Source organism: Paraburkholderia caballeronis (assembly GCF_900104845.1).
GTDB classification, from domain to species: domain Bacteria; phylum Pseudomonadota; class Gammaproteobacteria; order Burkholderiales; family Burkholderiaceae; genus Paraburkholderia; species Paraburkholderia caballeronis.
This window is the reverse complement of the sequence record NZ_FNSR01000003.1, coordinates 78,804-95,347: the sequence shown is the minus strand read 5'-3', so window position 1 is coordinate 95,347 and position 16,544 is coordinate 78,804. Positions and strand designations below refer to the sequence as shown.

At 68.3% G+C, this 16,544-nt stretch carries 13 protein-coding genes; 11 read left to right on the top strand and 2 right to left on the bottom strand.

Going from position 1 to position 16,544, the window contains the following annotated elements; all coding sequences use genetic code 11:
- The first annotated feature begins 72 nt into the window (after positions 1-72).
- Both BLV92_RS27245 and BLV92_RS27240 read left to right on the top strand, forming a co-directional pair.
- Entirely contained in the window at positions 73-1,359 is a 1,287-nt protein-coding gene (locus tag BLV92_RS27245) for a glycosyltransferase family 87 protein (RefSeq protein WP_090551659.1), read from the top strand.
- A complete protein-coding gene (locus tag BLV92_RS27240) occupies positions 1,356-2,684 on the top strand; it encodes a glycosyltransferase family 87 protein (RefSeq protein WP_167627154.1) in 1,329 nt (442 codons plus the stop codon). Before BLV92_RS27245 ends, BLV92_RS27240 begins: the two co-directional genes overlap by 4 nt.
- A gap of 85 nt (positions 2,685-2,769) precedes the next feature.
- Here BLV92_RS27240 and BLV92_RS27235 read toward each other — a convergent pair whose 3' ends face one another.
- Entirely contained in the window at positions 2,770-4,317 is a 1,548-nt protein-coding gene (locus BLV92_RS27235) for a methyl-accepting chemotaxis protein (RefSeq protein ID WP_090551656.1), read from the bottom strand.
- A gap of 687 nt (positions 4,318-5,004) precedes the next feature.
- Here BLV92_RS27235 and BLV92_RS27230 point away from each other — a divergent pair.
- From BLV92_RS27230 to BLV92_RS27190, 9 genes are all read left to right on the top strand, one after another.
- Positions 5,005-7,200: a TonB-dependent receptor gene (locus BLV92_RS27230; RefSeq protein ID WP_090551654.1), complete on the top strand. Its 2,196-nt coding sequence runs from the start codon at positions 5,005-5,007 to the stop codon at positions 7,198-7,200.
- Between the two features lie 435 nt (positions 7,201-7,635).
- On the top strand, positions 7,636-8,370 hold the full coding sequence (locus BLV92_RS27225) for a hypothetical protein (RefSeq protein WP_244283957.1): 735 nt from the start codon (positions 7,636-7,638) through the stop codon (positions 8,368-8,370).
- 180 nt (positions 8,371-8,550) lie between these two features.
- Positions 8,551-9,504, top strand: a complete 954-nt coding sequence (locus tag BLV92_RS27220; protein ID WP_090553096.1) for a LysR family transcriptional regulator — start codon at positions 8,551-8,553, stop codon at positions 9,502-9,504.
- Between the two features lie 400 nt (positions 9,505-9,904).
- Positions 9,905-10,882, top strand: a complete 978-nt coding sequence (locus tag BLV92_RS27215; protein WP_090551653.1) for an isopenicillin N synthase family dioxygenase — start codon at positions 9,905-9,907, stop codon at positions 10,880-10,882.
- Complete coding sequence (locus BLV92_RS27210; protein ID WP_090551651.1) at positions 10,879-11,697, top strand: alpha/beta fold hydrolase; 819 nt, start codon at positions 10,879-10,881, stop codon at positions 11,695-11,697. The genes BLV92_RS27215 and BLV92_RS27210 overlap by 4 nt, the downstream gene beginning before the upstream one ends.
- Positions 11,694-12,803 (top strand): BMP family ABC transporter substrate-binding protein, encoded by a 1,110-nt coding sequence (locus tag BLV92_RS27205; protein ID WP_090551649.1) that lies wholly within the window; start codon positions 11,694-11,696, stop codon positions 12,801-12,803. Before BLV92_RS27210 ends, BLV92_RS27205 begins: the two co-directional genes overlap by 4 nt.
- A 22-nt stretch (positions 12,804-12,825) precedes the next feature.
- A complete protein-coding gene (locus BLV92_RS27200) occupies positions 12,826-13,719 on the top strand; it encodes an aromatic ring-hydroxylating oxygenase subunit alpha (protein ID WP_090553094.1) in 894 nt (297 codons plus the stop codon).
- Positions 13,709-14,884 (top strand): Rieske 2Fe-2S domain-containing protein, encoded by a 1,176-nt coding sequence (locus tag BLV92_RS32410; RefSeq protein ID WP_090551647.1) that lies wholly within the window; start codon positions 13,709-13,711, stop codon positions 14,882-14,884. The genes BLV92_RS27200 and BLV92_RS32410 overlap by 11 nt, the downstream gene beginning before the upstream one ends.
- A gap of 7 nt (positions 14,885-14,891) precedes the next feature.
- Positions 14,892-15,521 (top strand): glutathione S-transferase family protein, encoded by a 630-nt coding sequence (locus BLV92_RS27190; RefSeq protein WP_090551645.1) that lies wholly within the window; start codon positions 14,892-14,894, stop codon positions 15,519-15,521.
- A 79-nt stretch (positions 15,522-15,600) separates the two neighbouring features.
- Here BLV92_RS27190 and BLV92_RS31860 read toward each other — a convergent pair whose 3' ends face one another.
- A complete protein-coding gene (locus tag BLV92_RS31860; protein WP_143040743.1) occupies positions 15,601-16,335 on the bottom strand; it encodes a hypothetical protein in 735 nt (244 codons plus the stop codon).
- Between the last annotated feature and the right edge of the window lie 209 nt (positions 16,336-16,544).

Genomic DNA, 16,544 nt, shown 5'->3' with positions numbered 1-16,544 from the left:
GGGGCGAACGGTCTGCCGCGGCGGAAACGGAAATAAAGCGAAGCGGCAACGGCATACAGGCAAAGCAGGGCGATGAATCCACGACAACCACCGTCAGCGGGCAACGGGGACGAACCGGTAGAGACGCACGAGGAAAACGCGGCCCGGCCGGCGCGGCGCCACTGGCTGAACCCGCAGCGGCTCGTGGTTTATCCCGCCGCGCTGCTGGCCTGCTACGTGCTCGGTCCGCTGGTGTTCCTCATCCGTTCGTGGCTGCATCCGGCCGCGGACCACGGACCGCTCGCGCAGGACTATCTGGCGTTCTGGAGCGGGTCGTATCTCGCGCTGCACGGACACGCGATCGACGCGTACAACGTGCCGGCCCTCACGGCCGTCGAGACCACCGCGTTGACCCGCTCGCCGGGCGTGTTGCCGTGGCTCTATCCGCCGACGTTCCTGCTGCTCGTCTATCCGGTCGCGTTGTTGCCGTATTGGCTGTCGGTCGTGCTTTTTCTCGCCGTCACGTCAGCTGCGTTCGTGCGGATGGCGAGCGCGATCGTGCCGGGGCGGACCGCGATGCTGGTTGCGCTCGCGTTCCCCGGCACCGGGGTCGTCCTGCTCGCGGGCCAGAACGGGCTGCTGACGGCGGTGTTCATGGGCGTCGGCCTGATCCTGCTGCGCCGCCGACCCGTCCTGGCCGGCATCAGTTTCGGGCTGCTCTGCATCAAGCCGCATCTTGCGGTGCTGATCCCGCTCGCGCTGCTGTGTTCGCGCTCGTGGCGCGCGCTGTTCGCGACCGCCGTCACCGCGCTCGTCATGCTGGGCGCTTCGATCTGGGCGTTCGGCACGGACACGCTGATGGCGTTCGTGCACAACATGGGTCTGATCGCGAACTACGTGGATACCGGTCAATCGAAGCTCGACCGCATCCCGACGTTCTTCTCGATGCTGCGGCTCTGGCACGTGCCAACCGCCGTCGCTTATGGGCTGCAGATCGTGTCCGCGTGCGCGGGGGCTGCCGCGGTCGTGTATGCGTGGACGCGTTCGTGCAGCGACGAACTGCGGGCGGCGACGCTGGCGTGCGCGAGCCTGATGGTCAGTCCGTATCTGTTCGACTACGACCTGACGTGGTACGGGCTCGTGATCGCGTGGTTCTGCCGCCATGCGCTGGCGGCGGGCTTCCGGCGCGGCGAACGCGAATGGCTGGTGCTGCTGTGGCTGGCGCCGATGGCGGGGATCTTCGCCGTTCCGCATCTGCATTTCCAGTTTCTTCCGCTGGTTACGGCGGGCAGCCTGGTGGTGCTCGTCAGGCGGATCGTGTTCGAGCGCAGCCGTGCCGGCGTGCGGAATGTCGGCGCGACGGAGCCGGTGGCGACATGAATGGTCCGCGCGGCGCCGGCCCGGTACTTGATGACGGTACATCGCTGGACGCGAAGGCGGCGTTCGTTGACGAATCCGCACGGGGAAAGACGCGACCGCGCTGGTTCACACACCAGCGGCTCGCGCTCTATAGCGGCGTGCTGCTGATCTGCCAGGCTGGCACATTGGGCGTGCTTGCCATCTTCTGGCTGTATCTCCACAACATTCCGCCGTTCGGTTGGGACTTCCGGGTGTTCTGGAGCACGTCGTTCCTGTCGATCCACGACAGCGCGATCGCCGCGTTCGATCCGCGACTGCTGCGCGCGATCGAAATGAGCATCGGGCCGAACATGCCGATGAAGTTCGCCCCGTGGGTTTATCCGCCGTCTTTTCAACTGTTCGTCTATCCGCTGGCACTGCTGCCGTACACGGCTTCGTACCTGCTTTTCATGGCCTTCGGCACGGTTCTCTGCATCGGCGCCTGCCGGTTCGAGATGAAGAGCCGGCCGCTGCCGTGGGTTACGGTCCTCGCTTTTCCTGCTCTGTGGATCAACGCGCTGGCCGGGCAGAATTCGTTCCTGACGATGGCGCTGGCTGCCGGCGCATTCGGCCTCGTGCGATGCCGGCCGGTGCTGGCGGGGTTCTGCGCAGGGCTGCTGATCGTCAAACCGCAACTGGCGATGCTGCTTCCGCTGTGCTTCCTCTGCGGCCGGCATTTCAAGGCGTTCGCCGCGATGGCCGTCACGGCGGCGGTGCTTTGCCTGCTGAGCGCGATGGTTTTCGGTGTTCCGCTGTGGCTGAAGTTCTTCGGTGCGCTGGCGGCACAAGGAAATGCGATGCTGCTCAACAATGCCAACGACATCTGGCGTGCGATGCCGACCCTCTACGCGACGGCGCGTCGGCTTGGCGCCGGTTCGGGGCTGGCCTACGGCCTGGACGCGCTCGTCGCGCTGCCTGCGATGGCCGTTACGGCGCTCCTGTGGTTCAGGCGCGCGGACCGGGCATTGTGTGCGGCTGCCGGTGTCGTGACCACGATGCTCATGCAGCCCTACCTGCTGTACTACGACCTGACGTGGCTGCTGCTCGCGATTATTTATCTTTGCGAGTACGGTTTGCGTTCCGGTGCGACGAAGTCCGTTGCGAACGCTGCACACGGGACGGCGGCCGTGATGTGGTTCCTGCCGCTGGGTTACTTCATGGCCGTGTTTAACGCGCCCCTGTTCTGGCCGTTCGCAGTCTGCCTGCTGGCGGCGCTGCCGATATCGTTCGCGTTTTTTCTGCTGCGCGTATTCAGAAACGGCATCGATGGACGAAGCGATGCGCGGGGTTCGGCGGGCAGTGCATAGAGGCCTGTCGTTCATCGGGTCCCTGGTGCTTCGCTATCGTCGATAGCGCGCGGCAGAAGCTACCCCTGCGCAACCAGCCAACGCCTCACCCCGCCACCGTAAACACCCCCGCCTGCTCCCGCATCCGGCTCGCCTGCTGCTCCAGTTCGCTCGCGGACGCCGCCGCTTCCTCGACCAGCGCCGCGTTCTGCTGCGTCGCCGCGTCCATCGTCGCGATTGCGCGGTTCACCTGCTCGATGTCGGCGGTCTGCTGCTCGGACGCCGACGTGATCTCGCGCATGATGTCCGTCACGCGCCCGACCGCGGCGATGATGTCGGTCATCGCGCGGCCCGCGTCCTGCACGAGCGCCGCGCCGTTGTCGACGCGCTCGACGGACGTCGTGATGAGGTCGCGGATCTGTTTCGCGGCTCCCGCCGAGCGTTGCGCAAGCGAGCGCACCTCGCCCGCGACGACCGCGAAGCCGCGTCCTTCCTCGCCGGCGCGCGCCGCCTCGACGGCCGCGTTCAGCGCGAGGATGTTGGTCTGGAACGCGATTCCCTCGATCACCGCGATGATCTCGCCGATCTCGCGCGAGCTGTCCTTGATGCCGTCCATTCGCGACACGACCTGCGCGACCACCTGGCCGCCGCGGTTCGCGGTCGCCGACGCGGCCTGCGCCAGCCCGCTCGCCTGCTGCGCGTTGTCCGCGTTGTGACGAACCGTGGACGTCAGCTGCTGCATGCTCGCGGACGTCTGTTGCAGCGACGCGGCCTGCGCCTCGGTGCGCTGCGACAGGTCCATGTTGCCCGCCGCGATCTCGCGGGTGCGCACGGCCATCTGGTCGGTGCCGTCGCGCACGCCGCCGACGATCTGCCCGAGGCCCGCCTGCATCTTCTGAAGGCCGCCGATCAGGCTGCCGATCTCGTCGTTGCGCCGGACCACGAGCCGCGTCGTCAGGTCGCCGGCCGCGATCCGCGTGCACGCGGCGAGCGCGGCGCCCAGCGGCGCGATCACGATGCGGTTCAGCACGACGCGCGATACCGCCGCGAGCACGAGGCCCGCGGCCAGCAGCATTCCGGAAATCCACGTGACGAGTTGTGTGCGATGCTGCGACGCCTCGAAGCGGCGCTTGCCGTTTTCGAACTGCATCGTGACGAGCGGCTGGAGCGCGGCGTTGTACGCGTCGAACGCGTCCTTGATCTGGTTTTCGTTGAACTCGCGCACGTCGTCGGTCTGCTGCGATTGCAGCGCGTTCAGCGCGGGCATCAGCAGGCCGTCCACCAACTCGCGGCGCGCGGTGTTCGCCGCCTGCATCTGCGCGCCCGCGCCGCGCTCGCTCATCAGCGCGTCGAACGATTTCCACGCGTCGTTCGCGCCGGCGATCGCGCCGCGCGCGTCGCGCAGCAGGCCGCCCGCTTCGGCCGCGCCGGCGCGCGGGTCGTAGTCGAGCAGCGCGGCGCGCGCGATCAGCAGCCGGATCGTGTCCTTCGCGAGCAGGTCGAGGCCGCGCGTGTCCTGCATGTACAGCACGCTCATCGACGCGTCGGCCGCGCGCGCCGCATAGATGCCGTAGCCGCCGGTGATCGACAGCATGATCGCGAACGCCGCGACGAGCACGCTCGACAGCGTCTTCACGCTGAGTGATCTCTTCATTTTTCGGTTCCCCGTGCTGTGCGGCTGCGAGTGGTCTCGTGACGTCGCTGTCCTGCCGATGTCCGTGCGTTGACGAAACGCCGGAACGGTCCCGGCCGGGTTCCGCCAGCTTCGGACTGCCGCGAATGTTGGTCTGCGCGGGCATTGTCGGCGGGTAGAACTCGCGGAAAGAATTCCTGCGCGCATGGTCGCCATAATGCGCGGCGTATGAGATGGGACGGATGGCGCGATTCGCCGATGCAGTTCGCGGAATCGGAGGGAGCATCGGCCGGCACGAAAACCGGCTTCGCGAACGGGCTGAATCGGGACGTCGGCGAATATTTCCGACCGGTCGGTCTGTAAATGATGCGAAGGATTCCCGATAACGGAGCCGCTGACCGTTGCATCGATCGTCCATGCAGCCCCAGTGGGTTTTTACAGGCGCCGTCAACCCGCACCCCGCAGAACCAGCACCGGCGCGCCTCGGCCGCCGATGCCCATTCGTCTTGCACACTGAAAGCGTTGCGAAAACACCCACTATCAATGCTTGACGCATAAAAACAGATAGTAATGGTTCTCATTTGCGCTAGAATTCGCGTTCACAAATCCCGGCGCGCTTACCCCGCCAGGACCGGGCGCGGGATGAGCGGCCTGCCGTTCGCCCGACGCGAAAAATCGACCATCACGCCTGAATCTCGCTTGAATTCCATGTCTTTCCTGCACCCGAACTTCTCTGCCGCCCAACCCGCGCGGACCACGGCGGGCCGTGCGGCGATCCTCGCCGCGATCGCGGCCGCATTCAGCTTCCCGGCGCTCGCCGCCGCGCAGCAGTCCGACCCGAACCCGCCCGCGAACAGCACGCTGCCGGCGGTCAAGGTGTCGGGCGAGCGGGCCGCGCTGCCGGGCGACCTCGCGCCGACGTTCGGCGGCGGCCAGGTGGCGCGCGGCGGCGACTTCGGCGTGCTCGGTCAGCAGAAGAACATCGACGTGCCGTTCAGCATGACGACGTACACGTCGAAGCTGATCGAGGACCAGCAGGCGCGCACGCTTGCTGACGTGCTCGACAACGATCCGGCGGTGCGCAGCGCATACGGCTTCGGCAACTTCTCGCAGGTGATCGTGATTCGCGGCTTCGAGCTGGAGGGCGACGACATTTCGCTGAACGGCCTGTACGGCGTCACGCCGCGCCAGCTGGTGGCGACCGACGCGCTCGAACGCGTCGACGTGTTCAAGGGCGCGAATGCGTTCCTGAACGGCGCGTCGCCGGCCGGTTCGGCGATCGGCGGCGGCGTGAACCTGCAACTGAAGCGCGCGGACGACAAACCGCTGACGCGCGTGACGTTCGAAGGCACCGGCTCGGGCGAACTGGGCGCGCACGTCGACATCGGCCGCCGTTTCGGCAGCGAGGATCAGTTCGGCATCCGCGTGAACCAGGCGAACCACGACGGCGAAACGAGCATCGACGGCGAGCACCGCCGCGACAACACGACGGCCGTGTCGCTCGACTGGCGCGGCGACAGGCTGCGGCTGTACGGCGACTTCCTGTACCAGCGCCAGCGCGTCGACGGCGGCCGTCCGACCGTGAACGTCGACGGCACCTTCGTGCCCGCGCCGCCGTCCGCGACGTACAACTACGGCCAGACGTGGAGCTACTCATCGCTGGAGGACACGGTCGGCATCCTGCGCGCCGAGTACGACTTCGTGCCGGGCTGGACCGCATACGTGACCGGCGGCGCGCGCCACACGAACGAGCACGGCGAATACTCGTCGCCGACCGTCGGCGACACCGGCACGACCGCCTACCGCCTCGGCGTGCCGCACCAGGAAGACGCGACGTCGGCCGAGGCCGGCGTGCGCGGGCGTTTCTCGACCGGCCCGGTTTCGCACTTCGTGACGGCTGGCGCGTCGATCGTGCGCGTGGATTCGCAGTCCGCGTACACGTTCAGCGACACGTTCGACACCGACCTGTACAACACGCCGCAAGTCGCGTTTCCGCCGACGACATTGTCGGGCGGCAACCTGTCCGATCCGCAGACGGTGGCGCTGACGCTGCTGCGCAGCGTGTCGGTGTCCGACACGCTCGGCTTCCTGAACGACCGCGTGCTGTTCACGGTCGGCCTGCGCCACCAGTCGCTCGTCGCGAACAACTTCGACTACTCGGGCAACCAGACCGAGGCGTACAACGACTCGATCACGACGCCGGTGTTCGGCCTCGTCGTGAAGCCGTGGCAGAACGTGGCGTTCTTCGCGAACCGCAGCGAGGCGCTGGCGGCCGGCGCGCAGGCGCCGACCAACGCGGCCAACTTCGGCGCGATGCTGCCGCCGGAGCGCTCGAAGCAGTACGAAGTCGGCGCGAAGTACGACAACGGCAAGTTCGGCGCGTCGCTCGCGGCGTTCCAGATCGAGAAGCCGATGACGTTCACGAACAGCGCGGACCTCTTCGTCGCGGACGGCAACGAGCGTCACCGCGGCATCGAGGCGTCCGTGTTCGGCGAGCCGTACAGGGGCGTGCGCGTGATCGCCGGCGCGACCTACATCAACGCGCGCCAGCTCGACACGCAGGACGGCACGACCGACGGCAAGCAGCCGATCGGCGTGCCGAGCTTCATCTTCAACGTCGGCGCGGAATACGACGTGCCGATGCTGAACGGGCTCACGCTGACCGCGCGCTGGATCCACACCGGCCCGCAGTACCTGAACGTGACGAACACGCTGTCGATCCCGGCGTGGGACCGCTTCGACCTCGGCGCGCGTTACGCGACGGTGCTGTTCGGCAAGCCGACGACGTTCCGCGCGAGCGTGCTGAACATCGCGAACAAGTCGTACTGGGCGTCGACGATGGGCGGCTACCTGACCCAGGGCGCGCCGCGCACGTTCCTGCTGTCGATGACGACGGACTTCTGATCGACGTATCGCGGCATCGACGTGGCTTCAGCGCCGCGTCGATGCTCTATGCAAAAACCGCCGGCTCCATGAGGAGGCCGGCGGTTTTTTCATGCTGCGGACGAAAGGCGCAACCTGTCGCGCCTCGACGGCGCGCATCCCATCGCGACCCGCAACGGAACGTCGTACCGCGCCGCGCGGAATCGTTCAGGCTTGCGAAACAGATGCCGCGATATTTTCGTTGCGCGATGACCGTTCCATCGCGAACGACGCCTGCCCTACGCGAATGCGCATCCGTGTGCGCCACCGTACAAATACCGTTGGAGTTTGCGCGGATTCCCGCCTATGCTTCGATGTCGAATGCGCCGTGCGATCCGTATCCGTACCGATCGCAGGCGCTTCATCTGGAGCCGTTCGTTGTGGGCCGCAACTTTATCGAGCTGCGAGGTCATGACCATGAGAATCACAATGCAGTCCGGCACGGCGGCGCTCGCCGTGGCCCTTGCGACGTCGCTCCATCCCGTCCCGGCACACGCCGACGGACCGCGCGCCGCCTATGACGGCGGCGGCCAGGCCGATGCGTCGCTGGACCCCGGCGAAGAGCAGATGACGGCCGACGAGGAAAACAAGGCGCGGCTGCAGGATCTGAGCGACGCGTATCACAGCGGCTACAACGCACGCGCGAAGGAAGACGCGGAGACCTACGCGTCGCTGCGCGATCAGTTGAAGCAGGTGCAGAAGGCGCCGCCGTCGCGCGACGTGCCGCCGTTGCCGCCCGGCATGCCCGACGGCGACGACGCGAGCGTCGCGCCGGTGCAGCCGCCGCAGGTCGCGCAGCGCGCGCTGCCGGCACAGCCCGCGTATCGGCGTCTGCCGCCCGCGCAGCAGTACACGATGACGCCGTCGTATCCGCCGCAAGCCTACGACGCCGCGCCGGCCTACCAGCCACCGCCCCCGCCCGTCTATCAGCAGCCGGTGATCGTGCAGCAGGCCTATGCGCCGCCGCCGCCTCCGCCGCCGGTCGTGCAGTACGTGCCGGTCTATGCGCAGACCGAGTACGCGCCGCCGCCCGTGTATCAGCAGCCGGTGGTCACTGTGTCCGCGCCGGTGCCGTGGTCCGCGTATCCGCCGGGCTACTGGAGCGGCTACGGTTATCCGCCGCGCGCTTACGGCTATCGCGTCTGGCGTTAGTCGCGTTCCGGTTCCGCTGCGCCGTCCGCTCGCACGGGCGGCATCTCGTCCATCGTCCGCCCCCCGCGCGGATTTTGATCCGCTATCATCGCCGCGACGACCGCTCACGCCGGTCGTGCCAGCCGTGTGTTCCGCGCCGGCCGAAGCGTCGCGCGCGAACTCCTCCATCTGCGGACCGCCATGCCGAAGCCCACCGTCCCCGATGCGCTCGCATCGCATATCCACGCGCGCTCGCTGCGCTACTTCGATGCGATCCGCCGCTACGGCTCGATCCGCGAGGCGGCGCGACAACTGCACGTCGCGTCGTCGGCGGTGAACCGGCAACTGCTGAAGCTCGAAGCGGAAGTCGGCACGCCGCTGTTCGAGCGGCTGGCCGGCGGACTGTCGCTGACCGCGGCCGGCGAGGTGTTCGCGCGTCACGTAATCACCGTGTTGCAGGACGCGCGCCGCTTCGAGAGCGAGATGGACGCGCTGCGCGGCATCCGGCGCGGCGAGATCGGCATCGTGACCGTCGAGGGGCTCAACTCCAGCTTCCTGCCGAACCTGATCGAGCGGATGCTGACGCGTTATCCGGCGATCCAGTTTCGCGTGCGCACGGCCGGCTCCGCGTCGATCCCGCGGACGATCCTCGACGGCGACGCCGACCTCGGCCTCGCGTTCTCGCTGCCGCAGACCGGCGGGTTGCAGCAGCTTGCGGTCGGGCGCTTCCAGCTCGGCGCGATCGTCGCGGTCGATCATCCGCTCGCGGGCGAAACGGCGGTCACGTTCGCGCAGTGCGCGCGTTATCCGCTGATTCTCGGCAACGCGCAACTGTCGATCAGCGGGCTGCTCGCGCCGCTGATCCGCCGCTACGGCAAGCCGTTGCAACTGGTGCTCGAAAGCGACTCGATCGAGTTGATGCGGCGGATGGCGGCGCGCGGCCACGGCGTCGGGTTCCAGACGCGGCTCGGCCTGGAGCGCGATCTGGCGGACCGCACGCTGGTCCATATCCCGTTGCGCGCGCCACGTGCGCTGGTGTCCGAACTGGGCGCCTACGCGCGCGCGGGCCGCACGCTGACGCCGGCGCTCGATGCGTTCGTGCGGCTGCTCGCGGAGGCGATCGCGGAGCGCGAGGACGATGAGCCCGACGTTTAGCCGTCGAACGTTCGGGGCGCTTCAGTCGCCGTTCGCGAGCCTCGCGCGCCGGATCGGGCAGGCCGCGCACGAAGCCCGCGAAGTCTGGATCCATGTGCGGCTCTGTCACGATGCCCGGGTGGCTCGCACGAGCCGCTTCCGTCGCGGGTCGCCACGAACTGCACCACACGATCGCAGCGGGACCGCGCAGGGCGGTGATAGCGTTCGCGTGATCCTGCGCGCCGCGTCCGTCCGGCGATTCCGGTTCACAAAGACGAACGTTCCCGCATCGCCCCATTCCGGACCGCAGCCGCCCATTTCCGCCCCGATGCCAAAACGGCATCACCATGCGCTGTTTTCTGCGCTTTTTTGTACAGCAGGCCGCCGCTAGACTGACCGCAACGAATACGAAGGAGCGGTGATGTCAGAAGTGCTTTCCGCGCGCGAGGTGCCGCGCACCAGTCTGCCGGTGATCGACGTAGCGGGCCTTGCATCGGGCGATCCGCGAGTGCGCGCGGCGGTCGGCGCGGCGCTGCATGCGGCGTGTATCGACAAGGGGTTCTTCTACATCTCGAACCACGGCGTCCCGCGCGAGCTGATCGACGACGCGCGCAACGAGGCCGAACTGTTCTTCGGCCAGGACGAAGCGGACAAGCGGCTCGTCGACAAGGCGCTGTCGTTCTGCAACCGCGGTTATGAGCCGCTGCGCGGCCAGGTGCTGGAGGCGGGCACGCCGCCGGACCTGAAGGAGGGGTTCTACATCGGCAACGAACTGCCGCTCGACCATCCGCGCGTCGTCGCGCGCGCGTTCAACTGCGGGCCGAACCAGTGGCCGCCGCAGCGCGCCGCGTTCCGCCCGGCGATGGAGCGGTACTTCGATGCGCTTTACGCGCTGTCGGTGCGGCTCACGCGCGGGCTCGCGCTGTCGCTGGCGTTGCCGGAAGACCATTTCGACGCGTTCTGCGACGACGCGATGGCCACGCTGCGGCTGCTGCACTATCCGCCTCAGCCGCCGCACGCGTTGCCGGACCAGAAGGGCTGCGGCGCGCACACCGACTTCGGCTGCCTGACGCTGCTGTGGCAGGACGCGAACGGCGGCTTGCAGGTGCAGGACGGCGACGGCTCGTGGATCCACGTGCCGCCGCTGCCGGACACGTTCGTCGTCAATCTCGGCGACCTGATCGCGCGCTGGACCAACGGCCGTTACCGCTCGACGCTGCATCGCGTGGTCAACGCATCGGGCCGCGAGCGTTATTCGATTCCGTTCTTCTTCACCGGCCGTCCGGACTACGTGGTGGCGTGCCTGCCGGGCTGCGCGGCCGACGGCGAAGCGCCGCTGCATCCGCCCATCACGGTCGTCGAGCATCTCGAAGCGTGCTACCGGAGAACCTACGGATGACGGCGGCGCGTAACACGGCAGCCGGCATGCTGCTGGTCCACGGCGCGTGGCAGGGTAGCTGGGCATGGGATGCATGGCTGCCGGAACTGGCCGCGCGCGGCTGGCCCGCGCACGCGGTGGATCTGCCCGGCAACGGCGCCGACCCGCAACGGGACGCCGCCCATCCAGCGGTGTCGCTGCAAACGTACGTCGATGCGCTGCAAGCCGGACTCGCGGCGTTCGACGGCCCGGCCGTCGTGGTCGCGCACAGCGGCGCGGGCGTGCCGGTGTCGCAGCTTGCGGAGGCGTTGCCGGACAAGGTCGCGTGCATCGTGTACGTCGCCGGCATGATGCTGCCGTCCGGCCTCGGTTACGCGGACTTCGTCGAAGCGAGCGCCGCCGACGTGCCGGGCGCCGAAGGCATCGCGCCCTACCTGTTATGGTCCGACGACCGCGCGACAACGGAAGTGCCGCCGCAGGCCGCGCTGGACGTGTTCCTGCACGACTGCCCGCCCGACGCCGCAAGGCGCGCGGCCGCGAAGCTCACGCCGCAGCGGGAGAGCGGCCGCGCGCTGGTCGCGACGCTGACCGACGAACGTTTCGGCCGCGTGCCGCGCATTTATGTCGAGGCGCTGCGCGACCGGTCGGTGCTGCTGCCGTTGCAGCGCCGGATGCAGGCGCTGGTGCCGGGCGCGCTCGTGCGTTCGATCGACTGCGGACACGTGCCGCAACTCGCGCGTCCCGCCGAACTGGCGGACCTTGTCGGCGACGCGCTCGCCCGCCTCGGCATCGTTGCGCCGTCCACTCTTTCGTCCACCACCGGAACCCTGTCATGACCGAACGCTTCATCCTTCGCCGCCTTTTCGTGCGCGCGGCGCTGTCGCTCGCGGCCGCCGCCACGCTCGCCGTCGGCGCGTCGTCGCCCGCCGCGGCGGCCGGGCCGCTCGGCGTGTCCATCGTCTATCTCGGCAACCCCGGCGACGCCGGCTGGACCCATGCGCACGATCTCGGCATCGCCGCCGCCGAAAAGACGCTCGGTCCGCAGATCAAGGTCACGCGCATCGAGAACGTGCCGGAGAACGCCGACGCGGAGCGCGTGTTCCGCGACCGCGCGGCGAAGGGCGACAAGGTGGTGATCGGCACGTCGTTCGGCTACATGGATGCGATGCTGCGCGTGTCGCGCGACTTCCCGGACACGGTGTTCCTGCATTGCTCCGGCTACAAGAGCGCGCCGAACTTCGGCAACTTCAACGGCAAGGTGTACGAGTCCGCGTATCTGGCGGGCGTCGTCGCCGGTTATGTGTCGAAGTCGCACGTGCTCGGCTTCGTCGGCTCGGTGCCGATTCCGGAGGTCGTGCGCAACATCGACGCGTTCGCGCTAGGCGCGCGGTCGGTCGCGCCGCAGACGGTCGTGAAGGTCGTGTGGGTCAGCAGCTGGTTCGATCCGGGCAAGGAACGCCAGGCGGCCGAAACGCTGGTCGGCCTCGGCGCGGACGTGCTGATGCAGAACACCGATTCGACCGCGACGATGGCGGTTGCCGAGCAGCGCGGCGTGCATGCGTTCGGCTGGGATTCGGACATGAGCCGCTGGGGGCCGCACGCGCATCTCGGCTCGGTCGCGTACGACTGGGGCATTTATTATACGAAGGCGATCGACGAGATCCGCAGCGGCACGTGGACCAGCAAGCCGGTGTACTGGGGCGTGAAGGAAGGCATCACCGACCTCGTCAATGTGAACCCGGCCGCGGTGCCGCCCGAAGCGCAGCGCGCGCTTGCGGAGCGGCGCGCGGCGCTGGTCGCGGGGCGCATCGATCCGTTCGCCGGTCCGCTGAAGGATCAGAGCGGCAAGCTGCGGGTCGCCGCGAACGCCACGCTGTCCGCCACCGACGCGAACCGGCTCGACTGGTTCGTCGAGGGCGTGGACGGCAAGCTCGTGCAATGACGGAGAGACGAACGGAATGGACATGCAGAACGATGCCGCCGTCGACGACGTGATCTGGAACGACTGGCATCCGGTCGCCGCGCTGTCCGCGCTCGAAGCGCGGGCCGCGGCGGCGGGCGGCCCGCGCGGTACGCCGGTCGACAGCACGCGGCTGCTCGGCATCGACGTCGCGATCGGCGCAGGCGCCGACGCACGCTGGTGCGTATGGCGGCTCGACAACGGCGCGTCGTGCCACGCGCTCGCGCGCTACGGCGTGTTGTGGGCGTGCGTCGGCGAGCCGTCGCGCGACCTCGTCGCGATCCCCGAGGCCGACGAGCCGGACCGCCGCCTGCTGCACGCGGGCGCGTTCCGCGTGCACGTGAGCGGCCTGCGCGCGGTCGAGAACTTTCTCGACATGGGACATTTCCCGTTCGTGCATACCGGTTATCTCGGCGTCGAGCCGTACACCGAGGTAGCGCCGTACCGGGTCGAGCACGACGAGGTCCGGCACGAACTGTACGCATACGACTGCCGCTTCTATCAGCCGCGCGCGGCGATGACCGCCGATACCGGCATCGACGTGCGCTATGTGTACCGCGTCGCGCGCCCGTATTGCGCGATCCTGTACAAGACCTGCCCGCCGCAGCCGGAGCGCTTCGACGTGATCGCGCTGTTCGTGCAGCCGGTCGACGAGGAGTGGTGCGTCGCGCACACCGTGATGAGCTATCTGGACGACAGCAGCGCCGACGACGCGTTGCGCGGCTTCCAGCAGACGATCTTCGCGCAGGACATCAAGATCCTCGTGAACCAGGTGCCGAAGCGTCTGCCGCTCGGCACCGGCGACGAGCATCCGGTGCGCGCCGACTCGATGTCGGTCGCATACCGGCGCTGGCTCGGCGCGCAGCGCGTGACCTACGGAACGACTCATGGACGCTAGCAACCGCGTGGCCGGCAGCGGCTGGTTCCCGCTGTGCGGCGTCGATGCGCTCGACGACCGCGCGATCTACCGGACCGAACTGCTCGGCCACGATCTCGTCGCGTGGCGCGCGGACGACGGCACGGTCAACGTGTGGGAGAACCGCTGTCCGCATCGCGGCGTGCGGCTGTCGATCGGCCAGCATCGCGGCGACGCGCTGCAATGCCAGTACCACGGCTGGCAGTTCGGCTCCGGCGGCGGCGCGTGCCGGTTCGTGCCCGCGCATCCGGCGGCGGCCGCGCCGAAGGTCGACGTGCGGACGTGGCCCGCGAAGGTGCGTCACGGCTTCGTGTGGTCGTGCGTGGTCGCCCACGGCGAGTTGCCGCCGTTCGAGCCGGTCGCGGATCTCGACGGCGCGGGCGACCGGCTGGGGCTGCGCACGGTCGCGATCGATGCGGGCCGCGCGGCCGTGATGCGCGCGCTCGGCGGCTACCGGTTCGATCCGGCCGGTCTCGATACGACGCCGGCCGGCGAGTGCGCGGCGTTCGAACTGACGCCGGACGCGGTGCTGGTCGAGCATCTGGAGAGCGGCGCGCAGGTGGTGTTTCTCGTGCAGCCGGCGCGCGCCGACCGGACCTATCTGCATGGCGTCGCGCTCGGCGACATCGCGGCGGACGGCGACGCGCTCGCGATGCGCCGTCATCATCAGCAACGGCTGAACCGGCTGCGCGACGCGCTCGAAGCGCGAAGCGCCGCCGCGCCAAAGCCTTCGTTTCCCGCGAGCGTAACGGTTCAATACGGGATGGGCGCTGCGTATCGGCGGGAATCGCCGCTGCCGGCGACGCCGGTCTTCGAAGCGAAGGGCGAGACGTGGCCGGTATCGACGGCGGCGGGCGCCGGCACGGACGCTACGGACGACCGCGCGTTTCGCGTGCATCTCGCCCGCAGCGGCCTCACGGTGGAAGTCGCCGCCGACGCGAGCCTGCTGCACGCGCTGCGCGAGCAGGGCATCGACGTGCCGACGTCGTGCGAGCAGGGCGTCTGCGGCACCTGCCGCACGCGCGTGCTCGACGGCGTGCCGCAACATCGCGACGGCTTTCTGACGCCGGACGAGCAGCGCGCGGGCGATTGCATGATGGTGTGCGTGTCGCGCGCGGCGACCGGCACGCTGACGCTGGATCTGTGAGGCCGCGATGCTACGACTCTACGAAGACGAACTGTGCGGCGACAGCTACAAGGTCCGCCTGATGCTCGCGCTGCTCGGCGTGGATTACGAGCGGGTGCGCGTCGAGCGTTATCCGTCCGCGCAGCACGAGACCCCCGATTTCCTCGCGCTGAATTCGCTCGGCACGCTGCCGGTGCTGGACGTGGACGGCACGCCGCTGCGCGACGCGCATGCGATCCTCGTGTGGCTCGCGCGCCGTCATGGCGACACCGCGTGGCTGCCGGCCGACGATCCGCTGCGGCTCGCGCAGGTGCAGACGTGGCTCGGGTTCGCGGCGCGTTTGGGCGACGCGGTGTTCGCGTTGCGCGATTACGTGCTGCACGGCATCGGCGTGCAGCACGCGCATGCGGGCGCCGACGCGAAGCGGTATCTGCGCGTGCTCGATGAAACCTGCTGGTTCAACGACGCGGCGGGGACGCCGTTCGTCGCCGGCACGCGCGCGCCGACGATCGCGGACATCGCGTGTTTCGTGCCGGTCGCGCTGCTCGACGAGGCGGAGATCGACACGATCGACTACCCGGCGCTCGCGCGCTGGAGCACGCGGATCAGGCGGCTGAAACGGTTCGTGCCGATGGCCGGCGTGTACCCGGCGATTTGATGCGGGTCGCGCGCCGGCATTCGACGGCGCGCGCAATTGTGAGCGAACAATATAGTTTGACACCGCGTCTTCAATATAATCAGAGGGTTGGCGATGCACTGATGCTGGTACAAAAACAAGTAACGTTCCGACAGACAGAGCCCACCGCGCTGCGCGGCCAGTTCGTGCATCCGTTCCATGTGGCGTACTGGCTGCGTTCGTGCCGGCAATGCAGGCACCAGCTTCCGCTGACCACGATCGCAGGTGTTGCCGCCCACGTGTGCCCATGGTCGCAACGCCACTGAAGTTTGTAGTCCATCTTCACGTAGGCATCGGACAGGCACTCGCCACCCCGGGCCTGCGCAAGCGCCTGCATGTCGGCGAGTAAGTGGCGATGGCCGCTACAGTACGGACACCACTGGCCCTGCTGGATCTTCGTTGCTGTCGCATCCCAGATATGTCCGTGGGTGCACTGCCACTGCAGATACGATCCCGCATTGACATAGCGTTCCGACAGGCAAAGTCCGCCACGTTCGGTGGCGATCTCGCGCATCCGTTCGATGCTCGTTCGGCTGTTTTCCCGCTGGCAATGCTGGCACCAGTGACCCTTCACGATCGCCGCAGGCGATTCCCATTCGTGACCGTGCGCGCAGCGCCAGCGTAACGGCTGGCGCTGGTTGACATACTCATCCGACAGGCATAGTCCGCCACGACTCGCCGCAATCTCCTGCATTCTCTCCAGCGTATCGCGTTGCCGCAGGTACCAGCATTGAGAACACCAGTGCCCGGCGCGGATCGTGGCCGGCGGCGCCTCCCAGCGATGACCGGCGCGCATTCGAACAGCAGCGGCGTAGTCCCGTTTACATATTCCGGGGACAAGCACCGACCGCCGTAGTTCGCTGCGACGCGCTGCACATCGGCCAGCGACAGGCGCGTCCCCTGCACGGCGCAGATCAGGCACCAGGTACCGCGCTTTACGCTGTTCGGGATCGCAAGCCACCGGTGCCCCTCAGCGCACTCCCATTTGAGTCGGGTATTCGCATT

Coding starts and splice junctions, on each gene's coding strand:
- BLV92_RS27245 (WP_090551659.1), top strand. CDS start 73: ATGAATCCACGACAACCACCGTCAGCGGGCAACGGGGACGAACCGGTA.
- BLV92_RS27240 (WP_167627154.1), top strand. CDS start 1,356: ATGAATGGTCCGCGCGGCGCCGGCCCGGTACTTGATGACGGTACATCG.
- BLV92_RS27235 (WP_090551656.1), bottom strand. CDS start 4,317: ATGAAGAGATCACTCAGCGTGAAGACGCTGTCGAGCGTGCTCGTCGCG.
- BLV92_RS27230 (WP_090551654.1), top strand. CDS start 5,005: ATGTCTTTCCTGCACCCGAACTTCTCTGCCGCCCAACCCGCGCGGACC.
- BLV92_RS27225 (WP_244283957.1), top strand. CDS start 7,636: ATGAGAATCACAATGCAGTCCGGCACGGCGGCGCTCGCCGTGGCCCTT.
- BLV92_RS27220 (WP_090553096.1), top strand. CDS start 8,551: ATGCCGAAGCCCACCGTCCCCGATGCGCTCGCATCGCATATCCACGCG.
- BLV92_RS27215 (WP_090551653.1), top strand. CDS start 9,905: ATGTCAGAAGTGCTTTCCGCGCGCGAGGTGCCGCGCACCAGTCTGCCG.
- BLV92_RS27210 (WP_090551651.1), top strand. CDS start 10,879: ATGACGGCGGCGCGTAACACGGCAGCCGGCATGCTGCTGGTCCACGGC.
- BLV92_RS27205 (WP_090551649.1), top strand. CDS start 11,694: ATGACCGAACGCTTCATCCTTCGCCGCCTTTTCGTGCGCGCGGCGCTG.
- BLV92_RS27200 (WP_090553094.1), top strand. CDS start 12,826: ATGCAGAACGATGCCGCCGTCGACGACGTGATCTGGAACGACTGGCAT.
- BLV92_RS32410 (WP_090551647.1), top strand. CDS start 13,709: ATGGACGCTAGCAACCGCGTGGCCGGCAGCGGCTGGTTCCCGCTGTGC.
- BLV92_RS27190 (WP_090551645.1), top strand. CDS start 14,892: ATGCTACGACTCTACGAAGACGAACTGTGCGGCGACAGCTACAAGGTC.
- BLV92_RS31860 (WP_143040743.1), bottom strand. CDS start 16,335: ATGCGCGCCGGTCATCGCTGGGAGGCGCCGCCGGCCACGATCCGCGCC.